The sequence below is a fragment of the Candidatus Nanosynbacter sp. HMT-352 genome, assembly GCF_022819345.1.
Lineage (GTDB): Bacteria > Patescibacteriota > Saccharimonadia > Saccharimonadales > Saccharimonadaceae > Nanosynbacter.
This window is the reverse complement of record NZ_CP089288.1, coordinates 535,737-551,966: the sequence shown is the minus strand read 5'-3', so window position 1 is coordinate 551,966 and position 16,230 is coordinate 535,737. Positions and strand designations below refer to the sequence as shown.

The following is a 16,230-nucleotide window of genomic DNA, read 5'->3' as shown; positions in this document are numbered from 1 at the left end:
GGGTGTGGTCGCTCCGTCTTACGCGGATGGCCACCCCATGACTGCTGAAATCACCAAGGTCACCTCTGCCGGTACTCACGTCACCTCGACGGTGTCTGTGAACGGCACGTGGGCGGCAGACAAACTTGAGGTTGGTCAGACGTTCACCGTCTATGCCAACATCGACCTCAAGTGGGCTTCCGAGTTCCCCTTCACGCTCGACAGCGGCGAGAAGATCGGTGACTGCAAGGTTGCCGACAGCAAGCTCACCTGTACTGTCACCACTGTACCCGACTCCATGACCGATAAGGCTAATGTCTCCGGTCACTGGTGGGCGAATGCCAGGATTCAGGAAACGGCAGTGGGTAAGAACACTTCCAATCTCATCCTGGATGGCAAGACGACGTCTGTCACGTTCGGTGATAGCAACGGTGATGGTACATGCGATAGGGACTGCGGTCCTGTGCATTACCCCTACGCAAGTATCGACAACTTCAAGGCGGGATGGGTCAATCCTGACAACACCGTCTCTTGGATGATCAGCTGGGTCACCACGCCTGGCACTGAGTACACAATTCACGACGAGAGCACCCGTCTCTCGAATGTTGTCTCGTGCTCTACGGATGAGACGTGGAACCCGAAGACCGTTATCAAGGTCACGGCTACTCAGGTTGACAACGAGACCATCAAGATGATGGCTCCCGAGGGATCGAAGGTCTGTGTGACCTACACCCCCGATCCGGTGAACCCTGATGGCGCAAAGGCGGTCACGAATGTGGCTACCGTCAATGGCGTCCGCTATGAGAAGACGGTCGAGATCAAGGCTAATGGAGGGACCGACGGAGACGGCACGACGCCTGCTCCTCAGCCTACACCCACTCCCTCTGTGACCCCGACCCCGGCACCGAGTCCGAGCCCGTCGGCACCCGCGCCGACCCCGTCGACGAGCCCCACACCGGCTCCGACACCAACCCCGTCGGCACCCACGCCGGAACCGACACCGACTCCGAGCCCATCGACGACACCGTCGGCAACACCGGTGCCGACACCCACGCCGTCGGCGACTCCAAATCCGACGACGACACCGGCACCCGTGCCCACGCCGTCGGCGACACTGGCACCAGCACGCCAGCACAAGAAGCTGGCGATCACTGGTGCAAGTAGAGACGCAGTCACCAGCGCGGTCGCGCTAGTGACTCTCGGAGGATTCCTTATTTGGGCGCGTCGTCGCCAGACGGCGCACCCAGAAGGATAACCAACATCTCGTTGAGGGGTGTTAGTTTAATCGACTAGCACCCCTCAGCGGAGAACTCAGATACAGAAGGAGGTTTCACACACCACACCCGCTCTACGGAGCGGGTTTTCTCTTTGGCTAGACATAGAAGCCTATTGATTTTATCACGTTATTATTGTAAAATAATCGGCTGGAAAATAATTGCCATAACTCTTGTTTTTCGTTGTCATTTCTGCTACAATTCTAAGGAACATTACCAAAGACAGTGGCGACTTGACGTAAAACAAGTGTAAAAATGCCACCGAGGGATGAAACTAACAGTTTTATTTGACGTCTTTGGTAGTGCGAGAATCAAAGACGTTTTTTGATTCTCCATTACCGCACGTTAACAAATTGGCACATAACAAATTAACTCAATCAAAGAAAGGATTTTTATGGCAATTTCACGCGATAAAAAACAAACTTTGGTTGCTGAACTGACAGAGCTATTAAAAGACGCTAAGGGTACGGCTTTTGCTCGATATCAAACCCTTACCGTTGCCGACCTACAAGAACTACGCAAGGCAGCTCGCGAAGCGGGCGTTACCATCAAGGTTGTTAAAAACCGACTGGTACGCGTAGCTCTTCAGGAAATCGACACTTACAAAGAAACCGACACCAGCTTATTGGTTGGTCAATTGGTTTACGCCGTAAGTAGCGAAGATGAAGTTATGCCAGCAAAGGTATTGGACACGTTTGCAAAAACACATCCAGCATTACAACTTGCAGGTGGCTTCTCAGGCGAAGGCTTGGCAATTAGCGAAGCTGACGTTAAAGCATTGGCGGGTCTACCAAGCAAAGACCAACTCGTTGCTCAAGTGGTATCACAATTGCTATCACCAGTACACGACACGGTCAACGCGCTTGGCGGCAATTTGCACGGACTTTTGGACGGCATCGAAGCCAAAGCTGCTGCTTAAGTTTAGCAATCAACACTAGTAACGTTGCATTCATCGCAACAATATAATAATAAAGGAGAATATCAATGGCTGATATTAAGAAATTGGCTGAAGAACTTGTAAAGTTGACAGTTCTAGAAGTTAACGAATTGAAAAATCATCTTAAAGAAGAATACGGCATCGAGCCAGCTGCTGCAGCTGTCGCTGTTGCTGGTCCAGCTGCTGGTGGTGACGCCGCTGCTGCTGACGAAAAAACTGAGTTCACAGTTACTTTGAAAGACGCTGGTTCTCAGAAGGTTGCAGTCATCAAGGCTGTTAAGGAAATCACTGGCCTAGGTCTAGGTGAAGCAAAAGCTATCGTTGACGGCGCTCCAGCACCAGTCAAGGAAAAAGTTTCTAAGGACGAAGCTGAAGCTGCAAAGAAAACTTTGGAAGACGCTGGCGCTACTGTCGAGCTTTCATAATTTGTTATATAACGCCAATTTGTTTCGTTTAATCACCGTCCGCTCTGGGCGGTGATTTTTATGTCGCCAATCTTAATATCACGAACCACACGTCGATTTCAAGAGTAAAATTTGCAACACTTTTTTATTCATATCTTATAGCGCTGTGGAAAATCGGATAAAAATAGATAACGCGACTTGATATAAATGTAAGGATATGCTATATATTAGTTAAGTATTATAAAAAATAGACAAAGGAATTGCGAGAACCATGTCTGAATTACCAGAAAAGCAAATTAAGCGTCTGAGGACACTTATTCAAGAGGCGGAAACCAATTTAGCTGCCGCAAAAGAATTATTGATTAGTATTATTGGCGACGACGGTCAAGTTGTCACGCCAAAAAATTCGTCAGATGATGTAACAGGAAAGATTATCGAAGGCGTATTTGACGGCCAGATGATGCTTAGCCCAGACGGCAAAAATTACCCAATCCCAGCCAACTACGCTTCAAAGTCGAAGCTGGTTGAAGGTGACCTGATGAAATTGACAATCGCTGAAGACGGCAGCTTTATCTATAAGCAAATCGGTCCTGTACCACGAAAGCAAGTTATCGGAACACTCGTCCAGCACGACGGAATTTACTACGTCGAGGCTTCCGGCCGCGAATATCGTATTTTGCTTGCTAGCGTAACTTACTTCCGAATTAACGTCGGCGACCAAGTTACAATCATCATCCCCGAAGACAATCCTGACGCAACTTGGGCTGCAGTCGAAGCTGCATTGTAAATATTATGCTACCGAGCGAATTTCTGCTCAGTTACGCCAGTTTTAACGCCGACAATAAGCCTTTTATTGAATGTCAAGTTGGTGATAAAATTGAGCGCCATGAATTGTTCGAACAAGATTTGTCTCTTAAGTTTGATTTTTCCGTTAAATATTGCACGGGTTGGGTGGATTTTGAGAATCGCTGTAGCCAAATCTGCCCAGACCACGCCACGGTTGATGAAAAATATGAAAATTGCCTAAAATGCCGCGACAAAACTGGCTTTAATCCAGCATTTTATAACGCCAATTCGGTTTCCGCCCAACAAGAAAAAATCAATCAAAATCCGCACTTTGTTTACTTGGCGTACTTCGCGCCGAACGTCATAAAAGTTGGAATCTCGCAAGAAGAGCGCGGAATTCGAAGATTATTAGAGCAAGGAGCGCGATTAGCCGTAAAATTAGAAACATTTTCTTCGGCATTGATCGCCAGACAATATGAGGCGAAAATTTCCAAGCTGGACGGAATAACTGAAACTCTGCCAGTTTACAAAAAGCTGGAATTGATAAAACAACCTTTTGACCGTGCAGTTGGCGAAAGGGAATTGCGACAAAAATTACTTGAAATTGAGCAAAAAATTGGTGTGTCGTTTCCGAAATCCGAGCTAATTCCTTGCGAAGATTATTTTCAAACCACTGGTGTTGATTTGTCACGTGTCGTTTTAATGAAGGATTATAGTCAACTAGTCGGACATGTACGTAGCGTCATCGGCTCAATTGTCATCACTGATTACGACGGTCAGCTGCTGGCTTACAACATCAAAAAGCTCATTGGCTATCGGGCGCAAAAAGTTGACGGCGTCATTGACATAGAAATACCCAGCACGCAGCTGGCGTTGTTTTAAGAGTAATTTAACCGCGAGGCTTTTGTTAACATTATTACTTTTATTTTAGAAGAGCAGGGGTTGACTTTTTGATAGAACAGAAGTATAATTCCACTCATCCGAGAATAATCTCGGTGTACGTTTCACAATCAGAGGAGTTGATGATGAACAGCAAGAAGCGATTGGCGGCATTTATTGCCATCATTTCTCTCGTGTTCTCAGCGATGACGCTAGCCACCCCACCCGCCGCTCATGCCGTCGGGTGCTACGGAGACTGGTGCTCGGGACAGGACGCAGACGCAACGGGCTGCAGCGCCGATGCCGTCACCACCCAAGTCTACAACAACAAGGAATTCTCCTTGCAGATTAGGTGGTCGCCAACCTGCAAGACAAACTGGGCTCGCATTGTCATGTATAGCCCAGGCTGGATCAAGTGCGCTAGTAACGGATATCTGAAAGCCGTCCAGGATACTGGATACACACAACAGATATTCTTCGATACAACATGCGCACCAGTCGCCACTGTACACTATACGCCGATGATCTACTCGCCGGCACATAAAGTGCGTGCAGTGTTCGTGAACCAGAACAACTTCACATATTCAACACCATGGTCGTGAGACCAGTCCCTCGCTCTCTATGCAAACATAGAGAGCGAGGGTAAAACACAGCAAAGGAGGCTACCAATGAGCTTAACTACAATATTATTCAATACTTCAATAGTACTGGCACGATACTTGCCATACATCTTGGGAGTGGTGACTCTAATTACATCAATATTTATCCTTAAGAGAGAAAAAATTGGCAAGAAGTCTAAGGCTCTGCTATTAACTTGTATAATTACTGCCATTATTACAATAATAATCGTATTTATGCGATCTCGAATAATCGGAAATCACATTTGTTAACTTCTGTCTCAAGGTATAGTTTGCTATAATTATCTCATGAGGAGCATGAGGGGATGAGTCAGGCGCTATATCGTAAATATCGCAGTCGCAGTTTGGATGAAGTTTTAGGTCAAGATCACGTGACTAGTATTTTACGTCGAGCGTTAGAGCAGAGAAAAATTGCTCATGCGTACTTATTGACTGGACCACGTGGCGTGGGAAAAACATCAGTGGCGCGAATTCTGGCGCACGAAATTAACCACTTGCCATATGATGACGACGCTTCAAACTTGGATATTATTGAAATTGACGCAGCCAGTAATAACGGCGTCGACGACATTCGAGCCTTAAGAGAAAAGGCCCAAGTCGCGCCTGTTTCTGCGCCGAAAAAAGTTTATATCATCGACGAAGTTCATATGCTGTCAAAATCAGCATTTAACGCGCTATTAAAAACCCTGGAAGAACCGCCAGAGCATGTGGTGTTTATCTTAGCTACAACCGACGCCGACAAACTTCCAGCTACCATTCTTAGCCGTGTTCAGCAATTTTTCTTCCGCCCAATTCCGACGGAAATTATGACGCGCCAGTTAATGAATATAGCGAAAAAAGAAGGATTTGCAATCGAAGAGGATGCTGCCAAGTTAATTGCTGAACGTTCCCGCGGCGGATTCCGTGACGGCATTAGCACGCTTGACCAATTGTCGATTTTAGCAACTCCAGACCAGCCGCTGACGGCGAATATGGTTACCGAATATTTGGGACTGAGCGACGCGACGATGCTCGGCAATTTGTTGGATTCATATCCATCCGACGATAACGAAAAAGTCTTAAACATCTTCCAGGAATTAGAAAATAGTGGCGCAAATTCAGTTGTTGTGTCGCATCAATTATTGTCGATTGCTCGCAATAGGTTACGAAAAAATCCAAACCTTGTTGGGCTAGTTCAGCAATTGATCGAGGTTGATCGGCACCCGCATCCAGACTTGAAACTATTGACGATATTTATGAATAGCAATTCTCAGCCGGCAGAAAAGCCAATCACGACAAAGAAAAATACAACTCAAGCTGCATCCCAAAAACCTGCCGCAAAACCAACACCAATTAAGCCCGCAGAGCCAGCAAAACCGACCGAAAAGCCGATTAAAAAAGAAGAAAAACCAGCCGAGCCAGCAAAAAAACCCGCCGCAAAACCAAAGAAAACCGACGCGCCACTAGAGCTAAATTGGGAAAAAGTCATTGAAAGAGCGAAGGAAAAATCCCTCGGACTGGCGTCATTATTACAGAAAAGCCAGTGGTCGTTTGACGGTGAAAAATTGACAATTTACGCAGGTTCCGCGTTTTATAAGAAAAAACTGGACGACGCAAAAAACAAACCATTGATCTCAGAAATTATCTCAGAAGAAACCGCGATGGATTTGGAAATTGATATAATTGGAGAGAAGAAACCGCCAGAGGACGAAAAATTGGCGGAAATTGCAGAATTAATGGGTGGCGGCGAAGAAGTTAAGCTGGAGGATATTTAATGGCAGATAAAAGTGAAGAAGTAAAAGGGAAGATACCGCCACAAAATTTGGACGCGGAAAAGAGTTTGCTTGGGGCGGTTTTAATTGACGAGGAAGTTTTGGCGGACGCCGCAGAGATTACTCACCCTAGCGATTTTTACGACAAGAATCACGGATTGATTTTTGCCGGAATGATGCGGCTATTTGAAAAACATAAGCCTGTCGATCTATTGACCTTAACTGACGAATTGAAGCGAAAGGACGAGCTGGAATTAGTTGGCGGCTCGGCATACCTGACAGAGCTAACAAACTACGTCCCAACGGCAGCGCACGCATCGGCTTACGCGGAAATGATTGCGCAGGCAGCGGTTCGCAGGCGTCTGATAAAAGCGAGTGGCGATATTTCAGAACTTGGCTATGACGAATCGACGACCACACAGGAATTATTAGAGAAGGCCGAAGCTGAACTTTTCAGCGTATCAGACCAATCAACCAAGCAAGATTTGGTCAGTCTGGAAAGCATTCTGACGGATAGCTTTGATCGAATTGAAGAGCTCAGTAAAAATAAAGGCTCTCTCAGGGGAGTTCGTACTGGCTATCGTGATCTGGACAATATGACCGCTGGTTTGCAAAAATCAGACTTGATCATTCTGGCGGCGCGCCCAGCCATGGGTAAGACGACGCTAGTAACAAATTTGGCTTATAACGTGGCGACGATTGAGAAAAATCCTGTCCTATTTTTCAGCCTAGAGATGAGCAAGGAACAGCTGGTCGACCGTATGTTGGCGGATGCGTCGGGAGTTGATAGCTGGAATATTCGTACCGGAAACTTGAGCGATGAAGATTTTGCAAAATTGTCTGAGGCTATGGGAGAAATGGCTGAGGCGCCAATTTACATCGATGACACGCCGGGATTATCAGTTTTGGAAATGCGAACTAAAGCGCGCCGAATTGCTCATGAGAACCAATTGGGACTAATCATCGTCGACTATTTGCAGCTTATGCAGGCCAACGGAAACCACAACGGAAACCGCGTTCAGGAAGTTTCGGAAATTTCACGCGGACTGAAGCTTATTGCTCGCGAGCTGAATGTGCCGCTAATTGCCCTAAGTCAGCTGAGCCGTTCTGTCGAATCGCGCACGCCGCCAATTCCGCAACTAGCCGACCTGCGTGAATCCGGTTCCATTGAGCAGGACGCCGACATCGTGAGCTTTATTTATCGCCCTGGATATTACGAACCTGACAACCCGGAAGTCCAGAATATTACTGACCTCATTATAGCTAAGCACCGTAATGGTCCGGTCGGTAAAGTTCAATTGTACTTCCACCCAGAGCGCCTACGCTTTATGAGTCTGGATCGCAAGCATGAATAGAATTGTGTTATAATCATACCAATGAAAAAGCAAAAAGTTACCGATATATTCCTTTACCGATGGCGCTACGTTTTCGGCTATACGCTGCTGGCGCTGCTATACATAGGAGCTATTATAATTTCCGCGTTGCACGTGCCGGGAGGTTTGTCGCAAGCAGAAATCGACATGGTCAATACGACAAATCACTTGAATTTTAGCGTCGAGGGAATCGCCGTCACAAATCTGCCATTTCACCTTCTTCAATTGCTATTCTTCAAACTGTTTGGCGTCGGTTTATTAACAATTAAAGCGCCCGCCGTAATCCTTTCAATCGCCAGCTCCGTCGCTATTTTCTTCCTCTTAAAGCGCTGGTTTAAGCCGTCCACAACAATTCTATCGCTATTAATCATGGCAACGACTGGTCAATTTTTATTCATCGGTCAAAGCGCAACTGTTGGCATTTTATATATTTTCTACACCGCGCTAACTTTACTTTTTGCCACATTGATTCTCCAAAAAGCCCAGAACGCTTCCATTTGGCGAATCAGCTTAGCAATCACCACGGCACTCAGTCTCTTCACTCCGTATTTTTGGTATATCAATCTGGGACTTCTGATCATCGCCCTCCTGCATCCGCACCCACGCTATTTCCTCATCTCCAGAAAACATCGTAAATCTTGGATTGTGCCGTCCGCTATTTTATTCACAATTGGTTGTGCGATTGGTTTTCTTTGCTATAAATCCCACGCGCTATTTTACAACCTCATCGGCATCAACGGCCTAAGTTTTGACATCATCGCAAACCTCAGGACTTTATATTACACATACATTCGCATTTTCCCATCAGTCGTAGGAAACCAAATCACGCCAATTATGGACGTCAACGCAATGGTGCTGATCGGACTAGGGCTATTCCGCAGCTTCCAAAAAATCTCCAGCGCCCGCTCGTTTATGATTTGGTCGTGGCTAATCTTAGCATTGGCGCTACTCATCTTCCAGCCAAGTCTCACCCCGATAATCATCATCCCGCTATTTATTCTCTTGGCGGTCGGATTGGAATCCCTAATGAATATGTGGTACGGCCTTTTCCCGCGCAATCCATACGCTCGCGGCACAGGACTGGTTCTTATATCAATGTTAATTATCGTTATGGTGGTGGGTGGTAGCTTCCGCTATATTGACGGTTATCGTTATTTCCCAGAAGCAGTTTCACGCTTTAATAAAGATTTATCTTTGCTCCGTAAAAATACCGCACCAACTGATTCATTCTCGTTATTGGTCAGTAAAGAAGAATCACCGATTTACGAAGCGCTTAAAAAACACAACTATCACCAGATATCAATTATCTACACAGCGCCAGCGAATGTCGGACAGACTTTATATGTTAGCCACAGCGTAAAGTCTCAAATTCCGCAGACTTACTCTGGGCACTTGTCGTCAGTAATTGTCAATGACCATAAAGACGGCGATCGCTTCTATATCTACACATCCGACCGCAAATAGGGTATAATTATAAGTGTTAAATAAGGAGGAATATGGCGTTTGATCAGGTAAAAATGCTGCAACAATTACGCAAAGCACAGAAACAATTAGGCAAAGAAATCATCGAAGTTGAGGCTGGCGATGGCGCTGTGATCGTACAAATCACTGGCGAATTAAAGATCAAGTCTGTAAAGATTGACCCAGAAATGGTCGACTTGGAGAATATCGAAGAGTTGGAGCACTGGATTGAAATCGCAGTTCGTGACGGCATGACAAAGGCACAGGAAGTCGCTGCTGAAACTATGAAGCCATTGATGGGCGGCTTGGGCAACTTGCCATTCTAAAGTCATGTCAATCGACATTTTACCAAAAGCACTAACTGCTTTAATTGATGATTTTGGTAATCTACCTGGAGTTGGACCGCGTACGGCTGAAAGATATGCCTACGCGGTTTTACGCCGTAATCCCAAATCCGCAAAGCAATTAGCGCATTCATTAGACCAATTGCACGACCGCGTAAAAACCTGCCCGAAGACATTTGCGTTAATCGACTCAGATGACGATGTGTCGCCTTTATACGCAGATTCGAACAGGAATAAAAAAGTCGTTTGTGTAGTCGAGGAGCCGCTAGACATTGTCGCTATAGAAAGAACAGGGCAGTTCCTGGGTACGTACCACGTGCTGGGCGGCGTTATTTCACCAATTGACAATATTGGACCAGAGCAATTACACATCCCAGAGCTGATCGAGCGCATAAAAACCGACGACGTTCAGGAGATTATCATCGCTACGAACGCTTCAGTAGAAGGCGAATCAACCGCGCTATTCTTACAGCGTTACATCCAAGAAGCTGGCTTGAATACGACCATCACACGCTTGGCTAGAGGTATTCCAGTCGGCGTTGACCTTGAGTACGCAGACCAAATTACACTAACTCACGCACTAGAAGGTCGAAAACAGTTATAGACTCAACAGCTTCATCACCAATAAAAATACCCGCCATCTCGGCGGGTATTTCGTTGCTAGCTTGACCTATTACATTTGGCGGCGGCTAGCGATGTAAGCGATAGTAGCTGTAGTTAGTCCACCTAGACCTAGTGCTGACATGATCGCGTCACTTGCACCAGTCTTTGGCAATTCTGGGCTAGGTGTTGGTGTTGAAGGAGTGTTTGGTGTAGGGGTTTCCTGACACTTGCTCAAGTCAGTTGTATACTTTGACTCGTTGTACTCTTCCTTCTTGATTTCACGAATCTCTTTTTTCTCGATTACACAGATTTTAATCTTAGCAGGAGCTTCCTTGCAGTCGTTTGGATTCTTTGAATACTTGCTCTTGTCGAACTCTGATTCCTTAATCTCTACTGGATACTTATTAGTCTTAAGTTCACAAACAACAATCTTTGGCTCCGGCTTAACCGTAACAGTTTTTTGACAGTTAGGGTTTTGCCTCTTAACTTCACCAGTTTCTTTACCGTTTACAGTAATAGTAACTGTGTAGTTGCCTTCTTTTGCGTAAGTGTATTGAATTTCTGATGAGTTAGTTGTCTTGATGTTGTTATCACCGAAGTTGTATGTGTAGCTGGTGATAGATGCGCCATCCTTAGCGGTTGCCTTAACACTGAATTTGAAGGTGTTTCGAGAAATTTCAGTTACTTGCAAAGCGTCACATGTTAGAGCAGGCTTTGCTGGAGGTGTTGTTGGGTTACCCCAAACTGGGTTACCACAGTCTTTAATCACACCAGTGATAAATGAGCCGTTATTGTCAAACCATGCGTAAATATTGTAGCTCTTAGGTCCGTCAACGAAGCTCTGACCAGTTGTGTATTGGTAGTAAGTATATCCGTTTGAGGTCTTGTAGCTACGTTGTGGCTGAGGCTGACGAGTACCAGCTTTAGACTGTACGGTTATAGCGTTTGTAGCTACAACACGACCGTCAACAGTAATGTTACCATTTGCGTCAACTACACCTTCACGCATGTTTGAGCCACCTTGAACCATAGTCTCAGTAACGTACCACTCTTTGTATAGTTCTTTAATTTCTGTACGACTGTATGCTGTTTGCAATTCTGACATAGAATGTGTACCACAGTATACAACGTTAAAGCTGTTACAGCCGGCAGCCTGTGAAGGTGATGCCAACCAGATTCCACCGAGCATAGCAAATCCCAAAGAGATAGCAATGCCGATTTTCTTAAATTTGTTCATAAAAACTCCTCTTTTCCAGCCCTATCTTCAGGCTTTATGTCCTCATACTAGCACAATCTTTATATTTTGTCAATAATAATTTATAAAAATGTTTATGTTTTTTTCGATTGCGCAGTATTTTTAATAGTCCATCACATATTATACCACTTATGTAATTAAAAACAATATATATTATATTAGAGTAAAAATCATTTGTTATAATAAATAATATGCTAGATACAGCTAAACAATTCATTCAATCCGCAAACAATATAGTTATTATTCAAGCCGAAAATCCCGACGGCGATAGCCTGGGTTCAAGTTTGGCGCTGGAAGAAGTCTTAAGCGACCTAGGGAAGACTGTTACTTTATATTGTCCAGTAGACATACCGAAATATCTTCATTATATTCGCGGTTGGGATCGAGTGCAGAACGACTTTCCGTTTCAAGCTGACGCCGCGATAATTGTCGATACAAGCGCGGACGTGCTTCTCAGTAAGGTATTAGAAACTCCTGGGGCGCGCCATTTTCTGGAAACGCACCCGACTCTGGTTATCGATCATCATACAGCCGAATCGACGCTCAGCTTTGATCATATTATGTTATCAGAAACCGTCGTGGCGACCGGGGAATTACTGTATAAACTATTCAAGCATTCCGACTGGAAGATAAATCCTCAGGCGGCCGAAGATTTGTTGATAGCTATTATGAGCGATAGTCTGGGACTTACTACGCCAAACACTACGGCTCAGACTTTTCATACGGCGGGAGAACTTACAGAACTGGGCGCTTCCAACGCGGAAATTGAAGAGCGACGACGCGAATTTATGAAGAAATCGCCAGAAATTTTGGCGTACAAGGGAAAATTGATCGAGCGAATCGAATATTTACTGGATGGACAATTGGCGTTAGTGCATGTGCCATTTGAGGAAATCCAAGCCTATAGCGATGCCTACAACCCTGGAGCGTTGATTGGCGACGAACTGCGGTTGGTTGAAGGCGTGGCGCTTAGTTGCGTTATTAAAACTTACCCTGACGGCAAATTGACTGCGCGCCTACGAGGTAATTTGCCAATCGCCGACACCGTGGCTGGATACTTCGGTGGCGGCGGTCATCCGTATGCGGCCGGCTTCCGCGTATATGAAGATTATGACGAAATCGTAAGGGAATTAGTTACAGCAACAAATCAAGCTCTACAAACAGAATATTGATCCACTACGCTATCAATATATATCTCCCAGACCTGCTCTATCTAGTTGCTCTATCAAATCATCATTCACATCAAATGCACCCTCAGACCATAGGGGGCCGTTAACTTTTCTTCGTACCTCTTCTACTCGGTCCGATACACTAGGGTAACTAAACATTATTCTATCATTATACGTCAGATAATCCTGGAGAACTTTGCTTACGGCATAAGCTTGCAATTCAGAACGGAGGTTTACTTGATCGGATTTAGGGTCTATTTCCAAAACTGGATTCGTGACACAATCATGCGCATGAGATGTCTCGTGACCCAACGTGGCGGTATTAACACATGTCAGTCCACTCTGAGCCACACTAATAACAGGGCGAAGATATACATAAGGGCCCGTCCCGACGTCCCCCATTTCGTAAAAAGTAGTACTACAAAAACCGCCAACACCTGTTCTTTTTATTTTTGTGGGCGAATAGATATCTACATAAGTACACATTCTGGCGATACTTTCACTAGCAAAAGTATCGCTTATTCTATCTTTTTGCACTGGCATAAGAGATATCTGCCTTCCAGAAACAACAAACTCATTACTCCCAGTAAGTGGTATTATATTTTTATCTGTCCAGTCTGGGTCAGGATGACTGCCTCCCAGCTCTTCACCTTCAACAGATTTCATAGGCTCCAGCATTTGAGCCGTATTACATAGTCCTAAGGCTAGATTCCCCAGTTTATCAATTATCTCAGGCTCCTCTAAAGCACCTATCAACCTATCTTTCATATACTTTAAAGAATCCAGTGTAATAGGCCTATCGTAGCTGAATATTGGCGGACGACGCACCTGCACTTTTTCTCTCATACTTTTTATTATATATTAAATATCTTATTTTGTCAAGTACAAGGTCTTATCTGGCGACATAGCTACGACGTCTTAGACCCTGATAGGACTAGGTTAGAGTTGACTTTTTAATATAAGTGTGGTATAAATAACACCAGCTTTTGTTGACAAGTTGAGTAAATCCTTGTCCGAAAGCGTACTTTGACAGACAGTTATATACAAGGTGAGTTTTTATTCCTTTTATAAAAAGCAGAAAAGAGGAATGAGATCTCACCTTGTGACAAAACGTCACTTAACCATCCAGGGGTGAGAAGACAGGAAAGAGATTATGTCTCGACAGGAAAAAGACAACACTCTGAAAATTAGCGGAAAGACTTTTGTCTTCAAGGAGAGCGACATCAAGCTCTTTTGTAAACTGGAGAATGCCGCCAATAATCTGGGGCGTGCGTTCCAGAAGAGTGGAAAAATTACGGGGGAAGAAGTCATCGATAATATGATTGAGAGCTGTCTCTCAATCATGCTCATCTTACATGACGTCTTGGCGTCGTCGCTTGACGTCAGATATCACTCTGTTAGCAGAATGACACTTGCTTCGTATTCGGCGGAGCAGAATCTACTTGCTGTGTTCAACACAGCAGGGTCTTCAGGCAGGACTCAGACCTGGTCGCGCTGGGAGATAATGTCGGCCTACGGTCGCCTTTCACTGTGCCACGTCAAGGTTATGAGGCGCCTAAACGGCGCGATCATCACTGCCTTGAAAAAGGCAGTGTGCGCCTTGGAAGAACAGAGGAAGGGGGTGAAAGATCTCGGAGACTATCTTGTCGAGATCGTTATACCTGCAATGCAAGTAAGGGAAAATACCCATATCTTGCTCGACGAGTCCGACATTCTTCAGTTGGGGGAGAATCAAATTTCCCAGCTGCATCAGCTACTCGGGAGGATTAAAACCCTCCTAGAGTGGAACTAATCTTCCGACGGGAGAAATGGCGGGCGGCGTTTTGTAATAATACTGTCTGTCATTTCTTCCTTGAAATTATTAAGTCCCGTTGGGGCTGTTTTTTATACCAATTTTGAAAAACTGACCAGAGTAACGTACAATAGAACTAATGATAAAACTCTATAACACGCTTACCAGAAAAAAAGACGAACTGAAACCGCTCGACGGAGAAACGGTCAAGTTTTACACCTGTGGTCTAACAGTTTATTCGCAACCGCACATCGGCAACTGGGTTGGCTATATTTATTGGGACGTGCTGGTGCGATTGCTACGCTGGCAAGATATTCCCGTTATTCGAACGCAAAACATCACCGACGTTGGACATTTGACCAGCGATGACGATAACGGCGAGGATAAAATGGAAAAAGGCGCGCGCCGTGAAGGGAAGACTGCCTGGGACGTGGCGGAAAGATATATTTCCATAGCCAATCATGAGGCTTATGACGTGCTGAAATTGATAAAACCAGATTACTTGGTGCGGGCGACGGATTATATTCAGCAGCAGATTGACTTCGCAAAAGGACTGGACGAAAAAGGATTTTTATATAAAATCGACGGCGACGGCATGTATTTTGATACGTCGCTTTTGAAGGATTACGGGAAATTAGCGCGGCTGGACGTAGCGGGCCTGGAAGCTGGCGCCAGAGTGAGCGTTGAGGGGAAGCGCAATATTACCGACTTCGCCGTCTGGAAGTTTTCGCCAAAAAATGCCAAGCGCGATATGGAGTGGGACAGTCCGTGGGGAGTCGGTTTTCCTGGCTGGCATCTGGAATGTTCGACAATTGCCCGTGAAACACTTGGGGATTCTATTGATATTCACGCGGGCGGGATTGATCATATTCCAGTTCATCACACGAATGAAATTGCCCAGAGCGAGAGTTTGACTGGAAAGCAATTTTCTCAGATTTGGCTGCACAATAATCACATAAAAGTCGACGGCCGAAAAATGAGTAAATCCCTGGGAAATATTATTACGCTGGAAGATATTATTTCGCGAGGCTTTAGTCCGATGGCGTTTAAGCTGGCGATTCTCAGTAAGCATTATCAGACGGAGGGCAATTTTACTTGGGAAATTCTGGAAGCAGCGCAGGCGCGGCTGAATCATTGGCGGGATTACGCGGTTCTGAGACATCAAACTCACGACACGCTGGAAGATGACGATGATAAGGACGAGCAGGACGATTCGGTTTCGTTATTAGCGGGACGTCAGGCGTTAGTCGAGAAATTGAACGATGATTTGGATACTCCAGGCGCACTGGCGTTGATTGATGAAGTATTTTCAAAGTTGGATCATACGCCACTTGATAAAATTCATCGACAGAGTTTGGTGCAGTTTATTGATGAGATTGACGAGATTTTAGGGCTGGATTTGGCCGAATCCACGCCTGATATTACTGACGATTTGAAGAGGTTTATCATCCAGCGACGTCAAGCACGCGCAGAGAAAAATTGGGAAGAATCCGACAGAATTCGTGATGAACTTCTTCAGGCTGGCGTTGCCGTTCGTGATACGCCAAGCGGCAGCATTTGGACATGGAAATAGCCCGCTGGATTC

Annotated in this window: 16 protein-coding genes and 1 other annotated feature; of the genes, 14 read left to right on the top strand and 2 right to left on the bottom strand. The window is 45.4% G+C overall.

The window, feature by feature from the left end:
* Positions 1–37 precede the first annotated feature (37 nt).
* The 11 genes from LRM46_RS02905 (at position 38) to recR (ending at position 10,430) form a co-directional block, all read left to right on the top strand.
* On the top strand, positions 38–1,234 hold the full coding sequence (locus LRM46_RS02905; protein ID WP_243812955.1) for a hypothetical protein: 1,197 nt from the start codon (positions 38–40) through the stop codon (positions 1,232–1,234).
* Positions 1,235–1,451: 217 nt separating this feature from the next.
* Positions 1,452–1,588 (top strand) — a sequence feature (ribosomal protein L10 leader region).
* A gap of 59 nt (positions 1,589–1,647) precedes the next feature.
* Positions 1,648–2,172, top strand: a complete 525-nt coding sequence (gene rplJ / locus LRM46_RS02900) for a 50S ribosomal protein L10 (RefSeq protein ID WP_243812417.1) — start codon at positions 1,648–1,650, stop codon at positions 2,170–2,172.
* Positions 2,173–2,237: 65 nt separating this feature from the next.
* Positions 2,238–2,615, top strand: coding sequence for a 50S ribosomal protein L7/L12 (gene rplL / locus LRM46_RS02895; RefSeq protein WP_129632638.1), 378 nt, complete (start codon positions 2,238–2,240; stop codon positions 2,613–2,615).
* Between the two features lie 250 nt (positions 2,616–2,865).
* A complete protein-coding gene (locus tag LRM46_RS02890; RefSeq protein WP_129637171.1) occupies positions 2,866–3,381 on the top strand; it encodes a hypothetical protein in 516 nt (171 codons plus the stop codon).
* 5 nt (positions 3,382–3,386) lie between these two features.
* Entirely contained in the window at positions 3,387–4,262 is an 876-nt protein-coding gene (locus tag LRM46_RS02885) for a DUF2797 domain-containing protein (protein WP_243812954.1), read from the top strand.
* 143 nt (positions 4,263–4,405) lie between these two features.
* Entirely contained in the window at positions 4,406–4,861 is a 456-nt protein-coding gene (locus LRM46_RS02880; protein ID WP_243812953.1) for a DUF2690 domain-containing protein, read from the top strand.
* 341 nt (positions 4,862–5,202) lie between these two features.
* On the top strand, positions 5,203–6,651 hold the full coding sequence (gene dnaX / locus LRM46_RS02875; protein ID WP_243812952.1) for a DNA polymerase III subunit gamma/tau: 1,449 nt from the start codon (positions 5,203–5,205) through the stop codon (positions 6,649–6,651).
* Positions 6,651–8,003, top strand: coding sequence for a replicative DNA helicase (gene dnaB / locus LRM46_RS02870; RefSeq protein WP_129635267.1), 1,353 nt, complete (start codon positions 6,651–6,653; stop codon positions 8,001–8,003). Before dnaX ends, dnaB begins: the two co-directional genes overlap by 1 nt.
* Positions 8,004–8,024: 21 nt before the next feature.
* Positions 8,025–9,485, top strand: coding sequence for an ArnT family glycosyltransferase (locus LRM46_RS02865; RefSeq protein WP_243812951.1), 1,461 nt, complete (start codon positions 8,025–8,027; stop codon positions 9,483–9,485).
* Positions 9,486–9,517: 32 nt separating this feature from the next.
* Positions 9,518–9,808: a YbaB/EbfC family nucleoid-associated protein gene (locus tag LRM46_RS02860; RefSeq protein ID WP_129635271.1), complete on the top strand. Its 291-nt coding sequence runs from the start codon at positions 9,518–9,520 to the stop codon at positions 9,806–9,808.
* Between the two features lie 4 nt (positions 9,809–9,812).
* Positions 9,813–10,430: a recombination mediator RecR gene (gene recR / locus LRM46_RS02855; RefSeq protein WP_232736512.1), complete on the top strand. Its 618-nt coding sequence runs from the start codon at positions 9,813–9,815 to the stop codon at positions 10,428–10,430.
* 69 nt (positions 10,431–10,499) lie between these two features.
* Here recR and LRM46_RS02850 read toward each other — a convergent pair whose 3' ends face one another.
* Positions 10,500–11,666, bottom strand: a complete 1,167-nt coding sequence (locus LRM46_RS02850; RefSeq protein ID WP_243812950.1) for a PKD domain-containing protein — start codon at positions 11,664–11,666, stop codon at positions 10,500–10,502.
* 209 nt (positions 11,667–11,875) lie between these two features.
* On the opposite strand from LRM46_RS02850, the gene LRM46_RS02845 reads away from it, so the two are divergent.
* Positions 11,876–12,856 carry a DHH family phosphoesterase gene (locus LRM46_RS02845; protein ID WP_243812949.1) on the top strand — a complete coding sequence of 327 codons (981 nt, stop codon included), beginning with the start codon at positions 11,876–11,878 and terminating at the stop codon, positions 12,854–12,856.
* Between the two features lie 12 nt (positions 12,857–12,868).
* Here LRM46_RS02845 and LRM46_RS02840 read toward each other — a convergent pair whose 3' ends face one another.
* On the bottom strand, positions 12,869–13,699 hold the full coding sequence (locus LRM46_RS02840) for a hypothetical protein (RefSeq protein ID WP_243812948.1): 831 nt from the start codon (positions 13,697–13,699) through the stop codon (positions 12,869–12,871).
* 307 nt (positions 13,700–14,006) lie between these two features.
* Here LRM46_RS02840 and LRM46_RS02835 point away from each other — a divergent pair, with 307 nt between their 5' ends.
* Together LRM46_RS02835 and cysS are read left to right on the top strand one after the other, a co-directional pair.
* Positions 14,007–14,645, top strand: coding sequence for a hypothetical protein (locus LRM46_RS02835; RefSeq protein WP_243812947.1), 639 nt, complete (start codon positions 14,007–14,009; stop codon positions 14,643–14,645).
* A 139-nt stretch (positions 14,646–14,784) separates the two neighbouring features.
* Positions 14,785–16,218, top strand: coding sequence for a cysteine--tRNA ligase (gene cysS, locus LRM46_RS02830; protein WP_243812946.1), 1,434 nt, complete (start codon positions 14,785–14,787; stop codon positions 16,216–16,218).
* Positions 16,219–16,230: the final 12 nt, after the last annotated feature.